Source organism: Acidocella sp., assembly GCF_013044125.1.
GTDB lineage: Bacteria > Pseudomonadota > Alphaproteobacteria > Acetobacterales > Acetobacteraceae > Acidocella.
This window is the reverse complement of record NZ_JABEVC010000201.1, coordinates 1-18531: the sequence shown is the minus strand read 5'-3', so window position 1 is coordinate 18531 and position 18531 is coordinate 1. Positions and strand designations below refer to the sequence as shown.

At 63.6% G+C, this 18531-nt stretch carries 15 protein-coding genes and 1 pseudogene; 2 read left to right on the top strand and 14 right to left on the bottom strand.

The window, feature by feature from the left end:
* Positions 1–66 precede the first annotated feature (66 nt).
* Positions 67–1890, top strand: a pseudogene (glmS, locus tag HKL97_RS12305) (glutamine--fructose-6-phosphate transaminase (isomerizing)).
* Positions 1891–2001: 111 nt separating this feature from the next.
* Here the strand turns inward: glmS and HKL97_RS12300 are convergent.
* The 4 genes from HKL97_RS12300 to HKL97_RS12285 form a co-directional block, all read right to left on the bottom strand.
* Entirely contained in the window at positions 2002–2667 is a 666-nt protein-coding gene (locus HKL97_RS12300; protein ID WP_291425765.1) for a tRNA (guanosine(46)-N(7))-methyltransferase TrmB, read from the bottom strand.
* A 49-nt stretch (positions 2668–2716) separates the two neighbouring features.
* A complete protein-coding gene (gene metK / locus HKL97_RS12295; protein ID WP_291425763.1) occupies positions 2717–3904 on the bottom strand; it encodes a methionine adenosyltransferase in 1188 nt (395 codons plus the stop codon).
* An 80-nt stretch (positions 3905–3984) separates the two neighbouring features.
* Entirely contained in the window at positions 3985–4746 is a 762-nt protein-coding gene (dapB, locus tag HKL97_RS12290) for a 4-hydroxy-tetrahydrodipicolinate reductase (protein ID WP_291425761.1), read from the bottom strand.
* A gap of 73 nt (positions 4747–4819) precedes the next feature.
* The gene (locus HKL97_RS12285; protein WP_291425759.1) at positions 4820–6829 is read right to left on the bottom strand and encodes a ComEC/Rec2 family competence protein; all 2010 of its coding nucleotides are present in this window, start codon (positions 6827–6829) and stop codon (positions 4820–4822) included.
* 80 nt (positions 6830–6909) lie between these two features.
* On the opposite strand from HKL97_RS12285, the gene gltX reads away from it, so the two are divergent.
* Entirely contained in the window at positions 6910–8301 is a 1392-nt protein-coding gene (gltX, locus tag HKL97_RS12280) for a glutamate--tRNA ligase (RefSeq protein WP_291425757.1), read from the top strand.
* A 45-nt stretch (positions 8302–8346) separates the two neighbouring features.
* Here the strand turns inward: gltX and HKL97_RS12275 are convergent, their stop codons facing one another.
* From HKL97_RS12275 to HKL97_RS12230, 10 genes are all read right to left on the bottom strand, one after another.
* Positions 8347–9630, bottom strand: coding sequence for an SPOR domain-containing protein (locus HKL97_RS12275; protein ID WP_291425755.1), 1284 nt, complete (start codon positions 9628–9630; stop codon positions 8347–8349).
* Between the two features lie 8 nt (positions 9631–9638).
* The gene (locus HKL97_RS12270) at positions 9639–10580 is read right to left on the bottom strand and encodes a type II secretion system F family protein (protein WP_291425753.1); all 942 of its coding nucleotides are present in this window, start codon (positions 10578–10580) and stop codon (positions 9639–9641) included.
* A gap of 9 nt (positions 10581–10589) precedes the next feature.
* Complete coding sequence (locus HKL97_RS12265; RefSeq protein WP_291425751.1) at positions 10590–11579, bottom strand: type II secretion system F family protein; 990 nt, start codon at positions 11577–11579, stop codon at positions 10590–10592.
* The gene (locus tag HKL97_RS12260; RefSeq protein ID WP_291425749.1) at positions 11576–13024 is read right to left on the bottom strand and encodes a CpaF family protein; all 1449 of its coding nucleotides are present in this window, start codon (positions 13022–13024) and stop codon (positions 11576–11578) included. The genes HKL97_RS12265 and HKL97_RS12260 overlap by 4 nt, the downstream gene beginning before the upstream one ends.
* A 4-nt stretch (positions 13025–13028) precedes the next feature.
* On the bottom strand, positions 13029–14249 hold the full coding sequence (locus HKL97_RS12255) for a histidine kinase (protein WP_291425747.1): 1221 nt from the start codon (positions 14247–14249) through the stop codon (positions 13029–13031).
* 88 nt (positions 14250–14337) lie between these two features.
* Entirely contained in the window at positions 14338–14640 is a 303-nt protein-coding gene (locus HKL97_RS12250) for a hypothetical protein (RefSeq protein WP_291425745.1), read from the bottom strand.
* 14 nt (positions 14641–14654) lie between these two features.
* The gene (locus HKL97_RS12245) at positions 14655–16100 is read right to left on the bottom strand and encodes a type II and III secretion system protein family protein (protein ID WP_291425743.1); all 1446 of its coding nucleotides are present in this window, start codon (positions 16098–16100) and stop codon (positions 14655–14657) included.
* Positions 16100–16939 carry a Flp pilus assembly protein CpaB gene (cpaB, locus tag HKL97_RS12240; protein ID WP_291425741.1) on the bottom strand — a complete coding sequence of 280 codons (840 nt, stop codon included), beginning with the start codon at positions 16937–16939 and terminating at the stop codon, positions 16100–16102. The genes HKL97_RS12245 and cpaB overlap by 1 nt, the downstream gene beginning before the upstream one ends.
* 7 nt (positions 16940–16946) lie before the next feature.
* Entirely contained in the window at positions 16947–17456 is a 510-nt protein-coding gene (locus HKL97_RS13700) for an A24 family peptidase (RefSeq protein ID WP_363238854.1), read from the bottom strand.
* Positions 17457–17988: 532 nt separating this feature from the next.
* A complete protein-coding gene (locus HKL97_RS12230) occupies positions 17989–18177 on the bottom strand; it encodes a Flp family type IVb pilin (RefSeq protein ID WP_291425738.1) in 189 nt (62 codons plus the stop codon).
* Positions 18178–18531: the final 354 nt, after the last annotated feature.

Here is an 18531-nt window from a genome sequence, read left to right as displayed (position 1 = left end):
TCCGGCCTTTGACAGGGAGCACACGCGGACGCTACCGGCTGAAGGAGACTTTTAAGGGTACGAATCATGTGCGGAATCGTGGGTGTTGTGGGGCTGGCGCCGGCGGCGCCTCTGCTTCTGGATGGTCTGCGCCGGCTGGAATATCGCGGATATGACAGCGCCGGCATCGCGACTCTTGTGAACGGACAGATCGAGCGCCGCCGCGCCGAGGGTAAGCTGGCCCAGTTGGCCGCCGCGCTGGAGCGCCAGCCCCTGGCCGGATGCACCGGCATCGGCCACACCCGCTGGGCGACTCATGGCGCGCCGACTGAGACCAACGCCCATCCGCACGGCACCGCGCGCGTCGCGGTGGTGCATAACGGCATCATCGAGAACCATTTGCTGCTGCGCGCCGAACTTGAAGCCAGGGGCCAGGTTTTTTGCTCCGAGACTGATACCGAGACGGTCGCGCAACTGCTGGATCTGCTGCTGGCGGAGGGGATGAGCCCCGTTGAGGCAGCCAAGGCCGCGTTCGCGCGGCTGGAGGGGGCGTATGCGCTGGCGCTGATTTTCGCCGGACATCCTGAGCTGATCATCGGCGCGCAGCGCGGCGCGCCGCTGGCGGTGGGCTACGGGGCGCAGGAGATGTATCTGGGGTCCGACGCGCTGGCCCTGGCGCCGCTGACGCGCCAGATCGCGTATCTCGAAGATGGCGACTGGGTGGTGGTGACGCGCGAAAATGCCGTGTTTTTTGATGCCTACGGCCAGGAGATCACCCGGGAGAAGAAGCTCACCAACCTGACAGGGGCTGCCATCGGCAAGGGAAATTTCCGGCATTTCATGGAAAAAGAGTTGCACGAGCACCCGGTGGTGATCGGCGACGTGCTGCACCGGATGATCGACGCCGCCACCCGCATGCCGGTGCTGCCACCCCTGCCCTTTGATCTGGCCGGCGTGCCGCGCATCACCTTCAGCGCCTGCGGCTCAGCGTATTACGCGGGGCTGACCGGCAAGTTCTGGCTGGAGAGCCTGAGCCGGCTGCCGATGGATGCCGATGTGGCGTCAGAGTTCCGCTACCGTGCGCCGCCGTTGCCTGAAGGCGGGCTGGGATTGCTGGTCAGCCAGTCCGGCGAGACGGCGGATACGCTGGCGGCGTTGCGCTATATGCGCGCCGAGGGGCAGAAAATCCTGACCATTCTCAACGTACCGGAGAGCACCATGGCGCGGGAGTCCGATGCCATGCTGGAGACCATGGCCGGGCCGGAAATCGGGGTTGCCAGCACCAAGGCGTTCACGGCGCAATTGACCGTGATGGCGGTGTTCGCGCTCGCGGTGGCGCGCGCGCGCGGCAGCCTGGCCGATGCCGAGATTGCCCGGCTGTGCGATGCGCTGCTGGAAATTCCCGCGAAGGCGGCGGAGATTCTGGCGAATGAGGCGCAGATCAGGCGTTTGGCGCCCCGGATCGCCGAGGCGGCGGATGTATTGTATCTGGGCCGGGGGGCGTGTTTCCCCATAGCGCTCGAAGGGGCGCTGAAACTGAAAGAGACCAGCTATATTCACGCGGAGGGCTATGCCGCCGGTGAGTTGAAGCATGGGCCGATCGCGCTGATCGACAAATCGGTGCCGGTGATCGCGATTTGTCCCTCCGGGCCGTTGTTCGAGAAAACGGCTTCAAACCTGCAGTAGGTCGCGGCGCGGGGGGGGCAGGTTATTGTATTCTCCGACGCCGCGGGGGCTGCGAAGTTGCAGGGGATTGCCGCGGAGACGCTGATTTTGCCGGAGATCGACCCGTTCGCGGCGCCAATTTTATATGCGATTCCGGTGCAGATGCTGGCGTATCATGTCGCGGTGATGAAGGGCACGGATGTGGACCAGCCGCGCAATCTGGCGAAGTCGGTGACCGTGGAATAGGCGCGCTCCACGTGGAGCGATTGTGAAGATCGCTCTACAACTATTTGATTACAAAACTTAATTTTTTACTTGCACCCCAATTTGTGCGGGTTTGGTGCGATAAAACAACGATTATCGTTTTAGCAATGACCAGTAGACCGGCTGGCGGCCGGCGAGAATGGCTTTGGCCTCGTAGCGGGTCGGTGGCCAGCCTTGCGGCCGGGTGGTGGCGCGGGTGACAACAAAAGCGGTTTGGGCGGCCAGGACTTCATCGGTCCAGGCTTGGTAGGTGGGATCATCCGAGGCGATGCGCCACTCGCCGCCGGGTTTGAGGACGCGGCCGGCCTCAGCCAGAAGTTCGGGATGGACGAAGCGGCGTTTGGCGTGGCGGGCCTTGGGCCAGGGATCAGGGAACATCAGGAAAAGCTTGCCCAGCGAGGAATCAGCCATGCCGCGCAGGAGGGGGCGGGCGTCATCGGTGAAGAGGCGCAGGTTGGCGGGGACTTCGGGCACCGCGGCATCCTCCGGCGCGAGGCGCGAGAGCAGCGAGCAGATGCCGGTCTCGAAGACTTCAGCGGCGATGAGGCCGGTATCGGGGTTGGCCTGGGCCAGGGCGTAGGCGTGCTCGCCGCCACCAAAGCCGACTTCGAGCCAGATTTCACGCACGGTGCTGCCGAAGGGGATTTGCGGCCACGAAAGCCGGGGCAGAAATTCGGCCAGCAGAAATTCCTGGCGCGGGCGGAGTTTTTTGCCCTTGATCCGGCCGTAAAGACGGTCAGGCGGTGGTTTCACGCTCACCTCTGCGAGCGAAGACGGGTTAGCGTGCTTCGCTCGCGGTGGCAGGGTTTCAGCGGCCAAAAGCAGACTTCAGGGCGGGGACCAGATCGGTCTTTTCCCAGGTGAAGGTGCCAAGGTCCGCATCCGGCGTGCGGCCGAAATGGCCGAAGGCGGAGGTGGGGGCGTAAATCGGCCGGTTGAGCTGGAGGTGCTCGCGGATGCCGCGCGGGGTGAGGTTGACCAACTCGCGTAGGGTTTTTTCGAGCTTGACCTCATCGACATCGCGGCCGGTGCCGTGCAGCTCGACATATAGCGAGAGCGGCTGCGAGACGCCGATGGCATAGGAGAGTTGCAGGGTGCAGCGGTCCGCCAGCCCGGCGGCGACCACGTTTTTGGCGAGGTAGCGGCAGACATAGGCGGCGGAGCGGTCAACCTTCGTGGGGTCTTTGCCCGAGAACGCGCCGCCGCCATGGGGGGCGGCACCGCCGTAGGTGTCCACGATGATCTTGCGCCCGGTCAGGCCGCAATCGCCATCCGGCCCGCCGATGACGAAGATACCGGTGGGGTTAACGTAAAATTCGGACTCGGTGGGCATCCAGCCGGGGGGCAGAGCGTCGTTGACGATCGGGGTGAGCATCTCGCGCACGCGGGCCAGCGTGACATCTGGATCGTGCTGGATGGAGACAACGACGGAGGTGGCGGTGACGGGCTTGCCGTCAATGTATTTCAGCGTCACCTGGCTTTTGGCGTCGGGCTGGAGGCCCTTGGCGCGGGCGTCGCCGGCTCGGCGCAGGTCTGAGATACGGCGCAGGATGAGGTGGGAGTAGTAGATGGGCGCGGGCATCAGCGCTTCGGTCTCGGTGCAGGCGTAGCCGAACATGATGCCCTGGTCGCCGGCGCCTTCGTCCTTGCTGCCATCGGCATCGACACCCACGGCGATGTCAGCCGACTGGGCGTGCAAATGAACATCAACCGAGGCGTTCTTCCAGGAGAAGCCTTCCTGGTCATAGCCGATGTCATGCACCGCCATGCGGGCGAGATGCGCCAGATGTTCCTTTGTGATGGTCTCGGGGCCGCGGACCTCGCCGGCCAGGACGATGCGGTTGGTGGTGACCAGGGTTTCGCACGCAACGCGCGCGTAGGGGTCGGCCGCCAGATAGGCGTCAACCACGGTATCGGAAATCCGGTCCGCAACCTTATCCGGGTGACCTTCCGAGACGGACTCGGAAGTGAACAGAAATTCGCCTTTATCGCGCATGCACAAATATCCCTTATTCGAGGCGGCTCGGATGACTTATCTGATTGCCGGGGTCAATACCCGGCCTGGGTTAACAACAACTAGAGAGCGAGGAAATCGCGCATGGTGTAGAGGCCCGGCGTCTGGTTTTGCAGCCAGAGGGCGGCTTGCACCGCGCCGGTGGCGAACACCCGGCGGTCCAGCGCATGGTGGGTGAGCGAAATCTGTTCATCCCCGGCGGTGAAGGAAAGGGTGTGGCTGCCGATGATCTGGCCGCCGCGCAGTGTGGCGAAGCCGATTTCGCCGTCGCGGCGCGGGCCGGTGTGGCCGTGGCGGCCGCTGGCGATCACGTCTTCCAGCTTCACCCCGCGCCCGGCGGCAACCGCGCGCCCCAGGGCCAGGGCCGTGCCGGAGGGGGCATCAACTTTTTGCCGGTGGTGCATTTCCAGCACTTCGGCGTCATAGCGCGCGGGCGGCAGGGTGGCTGCGAGTTTTTCAGCGAGGATAAGCAGGAGGTTGACGCCGGTGCAGAAATTGGGCGCGGCGATGATGGGGATAATCCGCGCCGCGGCCTCGATGGCGGCTTGGCCCTCAGCCCCATAGCCGGTGCTGCCCAGCACCCAGGGGGTTTTGGCCCCGGCCAGGATGGCGGCGTGGGCACTGACGGTGCTGGCGTGGGTGAAGTCGATCACCACATCCGACTCAGCCGCGAGGGCGTTGAGGTCTGGGTATAATGGCGCATCGCCCGGCGCGGCGCCGGAGCGGCTGGTGCCGCCGGTAAGCTGCGCGGCGGCGGCGGCTTCCTCGGCCAGCAGGCGGCCCATACGGCCGGAAATGCCGGCGATTCCGATTCGGTTTGTCATGGCGCGATTATAGCGGACATGGCGGCAAACACCCAGCGGGCAGGCAACGGCTCAGGCGGGGAGCCAGAGGACATCATCCGCCGGGGTAGAGGGCGACCCAGGGACGCGCGCCTTGTATCGCGCGGTCTGTCAGCAGGGTGAGGCGGTGTCCGCTTATCCAGGCGGCGGTGGCACCGTTGCGGTAGACGGAGAGACGGTCAATGACCGGGGTGGAGCCGCAGGCGCCGTGCAGAGGCTCGGGCGAGACGGCAACGAGGGCATTGCCGCAGCCGCCAGGCGGGGGCGAGAGAGCAAACAGCACGGCGCCAAGCCGGCAGGTGTTTTGTGTGCATTGCGCCGGGGTGAACGGTGTGCCGGCCCAAACCGGGGCCCATTGCGCGAGGGTGTAGGACGGGGGTTTGCCGCGGCTGAGCAGGAAAATGCGCGGCGCAACGCGGATGGCGATGAGTCTGGCGCCGGGGGAGACCAGAATGTCCGGCGGGCGGGCGGCGGCGTAAATGGCCAGGCCCGCGAGTATGAGTGCCAGGCCCGCGAAACGCGGCGCGCGGCGCCAGATGCACAGCCAGATGAGTCCGGCGGCGATGAGAAGGATGGCCAGGCTGGGCATGGGCTGGATACGCAGCATGGCGGCGGGCCAGGCGGCGATGCGGACGGTGACCCAGACGATGATGGCGATGCCGCGCGCCATCGGCAGCAATGCGAGGGCTTGCAGGCCAAGCGGCATGAGCGCCAGCGCGAGCAGGCCGAAAGGAAGGATCCACAGCGCGGTGAGCGGCACGGCGAGGAGGTTGGCGGGAATCCAGTAAGGTTGCGCCTGCTGGAACTGGTAGGCGGCAAAGGGCATGGAGGCGCCGCCCGCCAGCAGGCTGGTGTAGGCCAGCGCCGCGCCGTGCAGGGCGAGGCTTGCGGCGCGCGACCTGGCGGCGTGGAAACGCGCCATGGCATGCTGGACTGCGGCAAACCCGGCGATGAGCGCCAGCACGGCGGAGAAGCTCATCTGGAAGCTGACACCCAGCACGGCTTCGGGCGTGGCGAGCATGATGAGCGTGGCGGCGATGGCAAGGCCGCGCAAGGAGATCGCGCGCCGCCCCATGATGACGCCAAATGTGACCAGCGAGGCCATGGCGAGGCTGCGCAGGATTGGCAGATGCGCGCCGGTGAGCACCGCATAAGCCGCCCCGCCGAGCAGCGCGGCGGCTGCGGCGAGGGGTTTGACCGGCAGGCGCAGGGCCAGAGACTCGTGCCGCGTGAGCAGAAAGCGGGTGGTGGTAAAAAACAAACCCATGACGATGCCGGCATGCAGCCCCGCCACCGCGAGGATATGCGCCAGCCCGGCGGCGATGAAATGATTGCGCTCGGCGGCGGGGATGGCTTGTTCATCACCCGTGAGCAGGGTGACGGCGATGGACCCGGTGGAGACCGGCAGCACCCTGAGGATACGCGAGGCGATGCCCGCGCGCAGGTTTTGCAGCCAGGTGGCGGGGGCGTCGGGCGGGGCCGGTGCGGTGATGCTGACATCGCCAAGCGCGAAGCCGGAGGCAGCGAGACCGGCGAAGAAATCCTGGCGCCCCTGGTCCCAGCCGCCGGGGTAGGCCGGGCGGTCCGGCGGGAAGAGCATGGCGTAGGCGCGCACCGCCTCGCCCACGCGCAGCGGCGTGGCATCCGCGCCGCGCAGGCGCAGGCGGATGGCGCGGGGGAGCGGGGCGGCGCCGTCCAGGCTGGGATGCGCCAGGGTGAGGCGGCGCGCGCCGGGGAGAAGGTCTATCCGCGCAATGGTGCCCGAAAGGCCGATGGGGCCGGATGGGATGACCGTGAGCAGGGGTTGGGCGGCGGTGCGCCACTCAGCGCGGGCGAAGCCGAGCGAGGCGGCCAGGGCCAAAGCGGCGGCAAAACGCCAATACGGGTGGCGCCAGCCGGCGGCGAGCACGGCAAGGCTGAGGGCGAGGAATGTTGCACCAAGCCAGAGCGGCGGCTCGGCGGGCAGCGCGAAATAGGCCAGGATTGCCGCGCCCATGGCAACAGGCAGCAGCAATGAAAACCGGCCCCGCTCGGCCTCGGCCCATTTGGCGAATGCGTCGCGCACCGGCAACCTCCAGTTGTTGGGCGACGTTAAGCGGTTGCCCCGTCTGGCACAATGCGGCGCAAGAATGCTAAACGCTGGGCATGAAAATCCGTACCCGTTTTGCTCCCTCCCCCACCGGCCTGCTGCATATCGGCGGCGCCCGGACGGCGTTGTTCAACTACCTGTTCGCCCGGCATCATGGCGGCGAGTTTCTGCTGCGTATCGAGGATACCGATAAGGCGCGCTCCACCCAGGAAGCGGTGCAGGTGATTCTGGACGGGCTGGAATGGCTGGGCCTGAATGCGGATGCGCCGCCGGTGTATCAATCCACCCGCGAGGCGCGGCATGTGGAGGTGGCGCTGGAACTTCTGGCGCAGGGGCGCGCGTATAAATGCTATTGCACCGCCGAGGAGTTACAGGCGATGCGCGAGCAGGCGGCGGCCGGGAAGCGCCCGCCGCGCTATGACGGGCGCTGGCGCGACCGCGACCCGGCGGAGGCGCCCACCGGGGTGAAGCCCGCGATACGGCTGAAGGCCCCGCGCGAGGGCGAGGTGGTATTGCAGGATCTCGTGCAGGGCACGGTGAAAGTGCAAAACGCGGAGATGGATGACATGATCATTCTGCGCTCCGACGGCACGCCGACCTATTTGCACGCGGTGGTGGTGGATGACCATGACATGGATATCACCCATGTCATCCGCGGCGATGATCACCTCACCAACACGTTCCGCCAGATTCAGATTTATGACGCCATGGGCTGGGAAAAACCGCAATTCGCGCATATTCCGTTGATCCATGGCGCGGACGGGGCCAAGCTTTCCAAGCGTCACGGCGCGGTGAGCATTCTGGAATTCCGCGAGGAAGGGTTTCTGCCCGAGGCTTTGTGCAACTATCTGCTGCGGCTGGGCTGGGGGCATGGCGATGCGGAGTTTTTGACGCGCGCCGAACAGGTGGAGCTGTTCACGCTGGAAGGCGTGGGCCGGGCCGCAAGCCGGATGGATTACGCCAAGCTGACCCATTTGAACGGGGTGTGGCTGCGCGGGGCGGATGATGCGCGGTTGCGCGAGGACGTGGTGATGCGGCTGGCCAAGGCCGGGATTGTGGTGGATGCGGCGGCGATGGAGCGGATTCTGCGCCTTATGCCGGGGTTGAAGGAACGCGCGAAAAATTTAGCGGATCTGGCCGTGTCGGCGGCATTTCTGGCGCGCGGCGTGCCCCTGCCCTTCGAGCCGAAGGCTCTGGCGCTGCTGACCGAGGAGGCGAAGGCGATGCTGGGGCGGCTGGTGCCGGTGCTGGCGGCGACGGATTTTTCCGCCGCCGGCGTGGATGCGGCGCTGCGCGGCTTTGCCGAGACGGAGGGGCGCAAGCTCGGCCAAGTGGCGCAGCCATTACGCGCGGCGCTGACCGGCAGCACGATGAGCCCGGGAATAGACGCGACCCTTGAAGCTTTGGGCGCGCAAGAAAGCCTGGCGCGGCTGCGCGCGGTTATTTAACCTTGGTTTGAAAATCCCCCGCTGAGACCAGCGGGGGAGCGAAATTCAAAAATCCGCCGGGGTGCAGCGATGACCGGCGGCCTGAAGCTCGTTGCAGAAATGCGCGGCGGCGACCTTGCTCTGGAAACCGCCGACACGCAGGCGGTAGAAGGTTTTGCTGCCAAGCGTAACGGGGGTTATCTGCGGGGAGCGGCCGTTAAAAAGCGCCGGGGAGGAGTTGGCCAGATGCACCCAGGCGCGGTGCGCGTCATTTCGGGAATTGAGAGCGCCCAGTTGCACCACGGCGGTGGATGCCATGGCGCCGGTTGCGGCCTGTACGGGTGTTGGCGCGGGGGTGGGGGTTGGCGACGAGATGGGGTGAATCTGCGCCACAATGGACGAAGGCGGCGGCGCGGCGGCGGCCAGCGGGGCCGGCAGGGCTACGGGGATGTTGGCGGACTGCGGCAACGGCGTTGCCGAAATCGGGGCCGGCGCGGGTACGCGCTGCACAGTGGGCGGCGGCGGAGCGGGCGGCGGTACGGATTGCGACTGCTGGATCAGGTTGGTGAAGCCCTCAATGGCCCTGTTCACCTGGTCTGGCGGGAGGTCAACCGCCAGCACTTGCCTGGCTTCGGACACCCGCCCCGTGGCGACCAGAGCCGCGGCATAATCCTGCCGGATTTTCGGCGTGGCCTGCTGGCTGGTGGCGAGCGGGCCAAGATACTGCAGGGCCTCCGGGCCGTTGCCAGAAAGAGCCAGCGACAGGCCGAGATTCACCTCGACGGCGGTAAGGCTTGGGTCGGCCAGCAGCGCTTTCTGGTAAGGGTCTACCGCGCCTGCGAAATTACCCTGCAAATCACGCGCGATGCCAAGGTCGTTCAAGGCGTTGGCGTTGCCGGGATCATCCTGGATGGCACGCATGAAGGCCTGTTCGGCTGCGCGCGGGTCCGTTTTGAGCAGGCAACGCCCCTGCCCGGTCTCCGCCGCGCTTGCCGTGGGGTCGCGCTTGAGCGCAAGCTGATAGGCAGCGATGGCGGCGGGACAGCGGTTGAGCGCGTAATAGGCGTCGCCCTCATGCTCAAGCGCCTGGACATTGCCGGGGTCGCTTGAGAGGATGGACTGGCTGACGGAGAGCGCCATGCTCGGATCGCCGCCGGCAATCGCGGCATCGGCGACATTCAGGGTATTCGTACCGATCTGGGCGGCGGCGGCGGCGTTATTGGCGGGGCTTTGCTGCGCACAGGACGCCAGCAGCAGAACCGGCACCAGCAAGAAGGCGCCTGAGCGTTTCAGGGCGTCGCGGTTGAACCTGGCTATCTCGGAAAATGCGGCGCGCTTAAAATTTTTCATGGTTTACTCTACTTTTGTCCATGGAGGGTGGCCAAGACATTGATGATCGCCGGCCCAGCCACGATCAGGAAGACGCAGGGCAGGATGAAAAGAATCATCGGAATGGTCATCAGGGTCGGCAGGCGGCCGGCACGCTCCTCGAACTTGACGAGGGCCTCCTGGCGCAATTCTCCCGAGAGAGTGCGTAGCGCCTGGGTGAGCGGGGTGCCGTAATGCAGGGATTGGATCAACGTGGTGGACAGCCGCTTCAACGGATCCAGCCCGGTGCGCTGACCGAGCGATTCCATCGCCATGCGCATGTCCGAACCGATCTGAAGTTCGCGCGATGTCTGCGTCAGCTCTTTCGAGAGGGCGGAATTAAGCCCCTCCATCTCCTGCGCCACACGCGCCAGCCCGGCTTCCAGGGCGAGACCGGCATCGGCACAGATCACCATCATGTCCAGCGCATCAGCAACGCCGGCTTCAACCTGCACCAGATGCCTTTTGCGGATGTTGGTGGCGATGGTCTCCGGCAGAAGCAGGCCAAAAATGGCGGCGCCGCCGAGTTTGACCACCAGCCACAACATGCCGCTGCCGAAATTGCGAAAGGCGAAAAAGGCGATGACCGGCAGAAGCAGGCCCAGCAGAATTTTGGCGCCGATGAACAGACCCAGCCCGCGGCCGCCGCGGAACCCGGCGCCTTCCAGAGTCGCGGTCATCTCGGCCAGGGTTTTGCCCGAAAGCAGGCCACTACGCGCGATCCGCATCCCGAAGGCGGAGAGCAGCCGCAGGAGCAGGGCGCCGTCTGGCCGGGGTATGGTTGGTTGTTGCACCTGGCCGCCGGATTTGACGAACTCGATACGGCTGGCGAGACGCCCGGAGCGCGCCAGCTCGTTGACGAGGTAGAAGCCTGCCGCCACCACGAGAAGGAACAGGAAAACGACTGCCAGGAAGATATAGGTTTGGGACATGATACCTGGCTACTTCAGAACGTTGCTGATCATGTACTGAATGGTCCCCATGCCGATCATCATCAGCAGGATGGCGATGCCCAGTACGGATTCACCGCTTTTCGTGGTGAACAGCATGGTAATATACTGCCCCTGCATCACGAAAATCGCGGTGCCGGCGATGAACGGCAAAACCGAGAGGATCAGCGCGCTGGTGCGGGCCTCCGCGGTAAGGGCATAGCCGCGCGCCTTCAGCCCGACGCGCTTGCGGATGACATCGGCCAGGGTTTCCAGCGTCTGCGTGATGCCGCCGCCGGAGCGAGCCTGGAGTGTGAGCGCCGTTGCAAAAAACTGGTACTCGGTGAGCTTGATGCGCTGCGACAACTCCCGCAAGGCGACATCCAGCGGGATGCCGATGGAGACTTTGTCCGCCAGAATGTCAAACTCGGTCTTGGTCGGTTCCTGCGCGTCACGTGCGACCGTGCGCAGGGCTTCACCCATGGGAATGCCGACGCGCACGCAACGGACGATGGTGCTGAGCGCATCAGGAAATTGCTCCAGCAGCTTGGCGTTCCGCCGGTTGGTGAACCAGTTGAAGACGAATTTCGTTAGCAGCAGCCAGATGAACGGCGAACAGACATAGATAAGCAGGAAAACGAGAATTTTGTAATCGCCCAGGGGATGCACGGCCATCGCCACGACGACCATGGTAAGGGCCAGGGTGAGCGGTGGAACCAGCCACCATTTGATCGGGTAGGTTTCCGCCTGGCGCAGATCGACGCCGATAAATCCGGCGGCTTTTTCCTTGAATTCCTGGGTTTTCGAGACCTTGTGGGTGAGCGAGATCTCTTCCGCCACGGGTTTGAGCGGGCGGTCCCCCGGCGCGATGACATCCTGCATGCGCAGTTTGAGCTTTTGCTGCCTGTCATAGCTGCGCAGGATGGAGATGAGCAGACCTCCGGCCACAACCAGCAGGACGAGGATGACCGCGAAGAGGAAGATGAGTTCGTTAACGATCATCCGATGTCATCCAACGCGGCCATCCATGAACGGTCGAGACCGAAATATTGCAGCCGTTCATGAAAGGCCGAACGGATGCGGCTTACCTCGTAGCGGCCGGTCAGCTTCCCGGTGGCTGTCTCGCCCGTGACTTCAAACTTGAAGATGTCGTTCAGCAACTGGGTCTCACCTTCAATGCCCGCGATTTCAGTGACCTGGGTGACGCGCCGGCCGCCGTCGCGCTGGCGCTCCACCTGCACGATGATATTCACCGCGGCGACCACCTGCGTGCGGATGGCCTTCGGCGAGAGGCCCATGCTCGACATCTGGACCATGTTCTCGATACGCGCCAGCGCATCGCGCGTGTTGTTGGCGTGAATGGTGGACATCGAGCCATCATGGCCGGTGTTCATGGCCTGCAACATGTCAAACGCCTCGGCGCCGCGGACCTCACCGATGATGATGCGGTCCGGCCGCATACGCAGCGCGTTACGCACGAGATCGCGGGCGTTGACCTCGCCCTTGCCCTCCAGGCTGGCCGGGCGGGTTTCCAGGCGCACCACATGCGGCTGCTGCAGTTGCAGCTCGGCGGCGTCTTCCACCGTGACGACACGCTCGGCAGGGTCGATGAAGCGGCTCATCGCGTTCATCATCGTGGTCTTGCCCGAGCCGGTGCCGCCGGAGACGATGATATTCAGCCTTGTGCGGGCCGCGATTTCCAGAATGCGCGCGATCGGCGGCGTGAGCGAGCCGTATTGGATCAGCTTGTCAAAATCGATCGGTTTCTTAGAGAATTTACGGATGGAGAGCGAGGGGCCGTCAATCGCCAGCGGCGGGAGGATGATGTTGACGCGTGAGCCGTCCTTCAAGCGTGCATCGCACATCGGGCTTGCTTCATCGACACGTCGGCCAACGGAGGCGGCGATGCGCTGGCAGACGTTGGTGAGGTGAGTCCAGTCGCGAAAGCGCACCGGCACCTGGATCAACTTGCCGCCGCGCTCCACAAACGTGTGGTCCGGGCCGTTGACCATGATGTCGTTGATCGTATCATCCAGCAGCAGCGGCTCCAGCGGGCCGAGGCCCAGCATGTCGTCAACCAGCTCGGTCGCCAGGCTGCGCTGCTCGCGGCCATTCAGCTGAACACGCTTTTCGGTTGCCAGATCGGAGATCAGCCGTTCCACCTCGATGAGCAGACGATCAGGATGCAGGCTGGCGACGGCGGTGGCATCCATACGGGCGAGGCAAAGCGCGCGCAGTTCGGCAATATCCGCCCGGGTGGTGATGGCCGCGGCATGCGCGGCGGCGGCGGCGATGGTGGCGCTGGCCGCCGCATCGGCGGTTGTGCGCGCGGAGACCGGGAGTGCTGGAATACTCTGAGGTGCGGAGGAAAACACCTGCACAGCAGGTGGAGGAACCGGTTGCTCGTTCCGGCGCCGCCCGAAAACAGGGATATTGCCGTCAGTCATCGTCTTAACCTTTTTGCAGACCGAACATTTTGAACAGCCCCGTTACCCCGCCGGATGCGGCGGAGCCCACGGCTCCGCCATCCTCCCGGCCACCGACGAAACCGATTTCACGCGAGAGATCTATGATCGCCTGGCGGAACGGGCCGGAGCTTGCCACCGCCGGGTCGCCGAAGCTGGCGCTCTCGTTCAGCTGCTTGGGGATGTCGGGGATCACGACATCGATCTTCACCTTGAGCGCATCCTCGATCTGCTTGCGGGTGAGACCGCCGGGACGCCCCTGGCGGTTGAGCACAATGGTGGGGCTTTGCGGCTGCCACGGCCCGTTGGGCAGGCCGAGCAGGCGCAATGTGTCGCGCACGCTGGCCAGCGATGGGTCCATGACGATCACGCGGTGGTGGGCATATTCGATGAGTTCCCGGTTGCACGGCATGGGCAGAAACGGCACGTCCAGGATGATGAAATTATAACGGACACGCAGCGTTTCGATCAACCGGCGTGCGGCGCCTGGGGCATAGCTCAGCGGATCGTTGAGTTTCTCTTCCGAGGCGAGAACCTGCAGGCGCTCCGCCACCGGCTGGGCCGCGCGCTCGACGAACAGCGGGTCGATACGGTCCGGCGTTTCCAGCGCCATGCGCAGGCCGGGGCCGGTTTTGGCGCCCAGCAGCAGCGCGCCCGAACCCATGTGCAGATCTGACTCCAGGAATACCGTGTGCCGCTTGGCGATGACCCCCAGCAGCCAGGCGAGATTGCCGGCGATGGTGGTGCTGCCCACGCCGCCGCGAGCACCCATGACAGCGATAACGCGCCCGCCGCGGGTGGCGTCCTGGCCAACGGTTTTGCGGGTGACCAGCGGCGCGAAATACCGTGCCACAGCCTCACGCGTGATGGGTTTGAAGATGTACTCCATCACCCCCATGCCGCGGGTGATATGGCGGTAGAAATCGACATCATCGGTATCGCCGATGACCAGCACGCGCACGCCGGGCTCCACCACGTCGGAGAGTTCGCCCAGCGCGTGCAGCGGCTGCTCCTCGCCGGCGATATCAACAATCAGCACTTCCGGGGTCTGTAGCTTGGCCATCGCGGCGATGGCGGTGCGGATCGTGCCGCGCCGTATGTCCATGCCGTTGGCAACCTGGTCGCCCAAGCCATCACGCAACACTTGTTCGGTTGCCGGATCTCCCAGAAATGCGAGCACGGTCAGACGGTCTGGCCGATTGCTCATCCCGCCGTCCGGGCTGGTTGCGCGTGGACCTTGTTGGTTCATGCAGCCGTCCTCAAGTTAGAAAATTTTGCCGTGAAGTCAGGCATTTTTAGTTACCCACCGTCGTGCTGGTGAAAACGGAGGTCGGGTTGACCGGCGTCTGCAGACCTGCCGCCGTGCCCGCGCCGTTGGCGCCGAGCGCCTTGTCAACACCGGCGGCAGCGGCCACCCCATTGGAATACGGCTCCGACTTGCCGCTGATCAGATCCGCCGGATCGGCCACCTGCTGGGCAATATCCTCCCTGCTGGCGCCTGTCGCCGACCAGGTTCCCTGCCGCTGATATGGATCCAGCACACAGCCGCTCAGGCTGAGCAGCATTACGCAAAATGAGAAAAAAGCCAGCGAGCGCAAGGGGAATGATCCTTTCACTGAACAATGAACCCGGCATCGCCTGGAATGGTGGTGCTGGCTGTGTTGGTGCCGTTATCGCGCAGCAGCAGGATACGCTGCAGATCGTTCGGCGGCGTCCAGCCATCATCGGGTGATGCCAGGGCGCCGGGGTTGTTGACCGGGTTGACCAGATAGGGGGTGACCGTGATCACAACTTCCTGCTGCTGGCGCTGAAAGGCATCGCCCCGGAAGAGGGCGCCGACGATCGGGATTTCGCTCAGCCCCGGCACGCCGTTATCGACCTGGTTGGACTGATCCTCCAGCAATCCGGCGATGGCCATGCCCTGGCCGCTGCCCAAAATGACGGTACTGGAGGCCGCGGTGACATTGAGCGAGGGCACGTTGAACACCTGGCCGCCTGTGGCGCCGGTCGAAACACTCGATGAATTGGCTGAGTTCAGCTCGCTGAGCTGCGGCGCCACCTGCAGCGAGATCCGGCCATCGGACAACACCGTCGGGACGAAGGTGAGCAGAACGCCGTAATTCTTGAAACTGACCGTTACCACACCGTTTCCTGAGCTGACCGGGATGGGAAATTGTCCGCCGACCTGGAAACTGGCCTGCGTGCCGCTCAACGTTGTTAAAGTTGGCTCGGCCAGGATATGCGCCAAATTGTCGGTGGCCAGAGCGTCGATGATGCCTGAGAAATTCCCGCCGGGGAAGGTGACGCCTACCCCGCCCTGGGTGGCGGTGGAAAGCGAGGCAGCGGCAGAGGCTGTTGAGCCGGTGAGCGCGAATTTGCCGATATTGAAGCCTTTGGTTGCAACCGCGCTCCAGTTGATCCCGAGTTCACGCGTGATGTTGCGCGACATGGAGGCGATGCGGACCTTCAGCTCGACCTGGATCGGCTCCTGCACCTGCAGATTATTAACCACCGTGCCGGTGGGGGAGATCAGCTTCGCCTGTTCGATGACATTGGCCGCCTGCTCTGGCGTGCGCACCGTGCCGCGCACGACCACGCCGCCAGGCTCGGCCTCAGCCGTGACGCTGTTGCCGGGGGCGGACTTTCTGGCCTGGGAGCGCAGACGGTCATTCACGAAGGACGATGGACGGACCGAGACTGAATATTGGGCAATGGTGTTGCCGGCCGAGTCGGTCGTGACGATGGTCGTCTCGCCCATGCTTTTGCCGAACACAAACATGGTGTTAGGGCTGGCTGGCCGCACCTCGATGATACTGGGGTCCGCGGCGAAGATGTTCGCGACCGGATGCGGCAGCTTGACCAGCTCGCCGCTGCCCTTGGCAACGGAAATGCCGCCGAAGAAGGCCGGGCCCGTGGCGACAACCGGCGGCGAAACGCCGGCGGAGGCTGAACCGTCAAGCGGTTGAGGCTGTTCCTGCGCCAGCGCCAGGACAGGAACGCAGCCAAATGCAGCGGCGAGAACAAGCGGGAAATATCCGCGTTTTGATGGGGCGGTCATCAGAAGCTGTAATCCTGTTCGTTGGGGGTGCCCTGAAATACCTTGACGGTTGAAACCTGCGGCACGGAAGGATGCTGGTTGGCCAGAGCCGGGGAGACGTCTCCCGCCCAGACAGGCTGCGGCGCCTGCGCGTTGACCTGCACGGCGCCCGCGCGGGCCTGGGAAGAATGCACGATGAGCGAAAGTTTTCCGAGATTGGTGGCCACCAGGATACGGGCGGCCTGATCCTGGGTGACTTCCAGGGTGACGGTCTGCGCCGGGGGCGTGCCGTTCGGGGAGTTTTCGGCGGTTTTCACCAGCTCGGCTCCCGTTGCGATGACACGGACATCGCTGAGCACAACCTCGGCGGCGATGCTCTTATCGCTGGGGGCGCCGCTGATCGTCTGGGTGAGCAGCACATCCACATTATCACCCGGCCAGATTAACCCGTTCGCGCCGGAGATATTGTCCACGCCGACGGTGACAGCCCGCATCCCGGGCATGAGCACCGCGGCAAGAAAGCCGTGGTCGCCAGGACGAATGACCTCCGAATCCAGAATGGGCGAACCGGGGGTGAGAGAGGTGCGGATCATCGCGCCGATCAGCGCCGAACGATTCTGCGGCGTATCCTGCTCAGACCCGGCCGGCGCACTGCCGGCCGCCACAGCGCCGGCGGTAATGTCCGCCGGCTGCAAAAGACTGCCCCCCTGCAACTGCGCGGAGGCGACCAGGATTTGCTCAGTCGCCGGCGGCGCCACAACTTGCTGCTGCTTCGACTGCTTGAGAATGGAGAAACCGAAGAGCGCGACCGCGATCAGCGCTGCGACCAGAACCCCGAATACGCCGAGACGAAAAATCATGTTCTACCTAACGCTGAAAAGAAAGAGGCAAAAGGGTTGCGATGGCACCGCCGGCAATGGCGCAGGCATAAGGCAGGGGCGCGCGCCGGCTAATCCGCCAGGCCTCCGCCCGCAGCAGCCGCCAAACCAGACCGCCGGCCTTACGGCCCCGCGGCTTGTGGACGACAAAACCAAGCGCCAGATAAACTACCGCCAGAATGCCGCCAAAAATGAAAACATGGAGAAAAAAGGCGAGCTCTGGCTGCAGCAGAGGTGGAATAAGCAGCACAGTGGCGGCCCAAAGCTTTACATCCCCGCCGCCCATGGCGCCCAGCAGCCAGACAATGAACAGCACGGAAAAGGCCGCAGCGGCAACAGCCAGCCCGCTGAAAAGGTTATGATCCGCTACCCGCGCGCACAGGCCGAAAACCAGCAAAACAAGGGGCAGCCAATTGGGAACGGTGCGGGCTGCAAGGTCATGCAATGCCGCGTACACAAGCAGGAGGGCCGCCCCGGAAGACAGAACCGCCGTTAACATGATGCCGCCCCTACAAAACGCCGCATACCCACGAAATTCCTTTTACCGGGCCTTGTTTCACCGCCACCGCGCCGCCAAGCAACCGGCATGAACGAGCCACAAGGGTTAAAACTTTCATACCACCGCCCATTCAACAGGCATTCAAGCAGCTAAGCCGGACAAGCCATGAATTGCGTTTGGCTTAAAAAAGCTTTCAAACAGATAAGCGATAAACTTTAAAAATTTCTCTAGTGCCTCATCTCCCAAAACACAGCCGGAAAACGCCAAACTCGTTACGATAAACACAGGCCAGGCAAGTTCTACTTGGCTGCGCCGATCAATTATAGTTGTTCCATAATACACGGAATTTAGGGCATTTTGTCAAACATTCTTTCACTTCAGGTAATTTTACCTCAATGTTGATGTAATTTTTGCACACCGCAGCGAGAGCCTCCGCAGGCAGCCATGGGCCAGACCATGCGGCAAGCAGCAAAACGGCCGGTGCATAACCACCGGCCGTTGCCTGACCCAAAAGCGATGAAACTTTTGGCGATTAGAGCTCGGCGGCGACCGTGTTGAAGGTGCTTTTAACACCAGTTCCAAGCGCGGTGACAGCGCCAATGATGACGACGGCGATGAGGGCGGCGATCAGCGCGTATTCAATCGCGGTGACGGCGCGTTTGTCGAACTTCAGTTCGTTGAGCTTGAGAGCGAGAGCGGTGCGCACATAGTTGACGAGCATGGATTACGTCCTTTTCAGTATTCAGATAAAGCCGTGGCAAGACGAGCTAGGGTCCAAAATGATAACATGAAAAAAAATTTAGTCTTCCTTTCCACGTTAACCCTATGAGGGTCAGCTGCCACTACACGGAAACTAGGGGATTTTGTCAAACAAATGCTTCTAGTCCATTTATGGTTTTTCAGGTGCAATCCTAGTTATTTTACAACATTTACTTAAAGATTCCTAAAAAAAATTTTATCTAATCAAATTTTTTGGAATTGGCCTGTGCGGCTGAGCGGAACAGAAAACCGGCATAAGCTCGTTATCCGTCGATGACGCGGTAAATTGTTGCTGGGTGTACGTCGAATGTCCTGG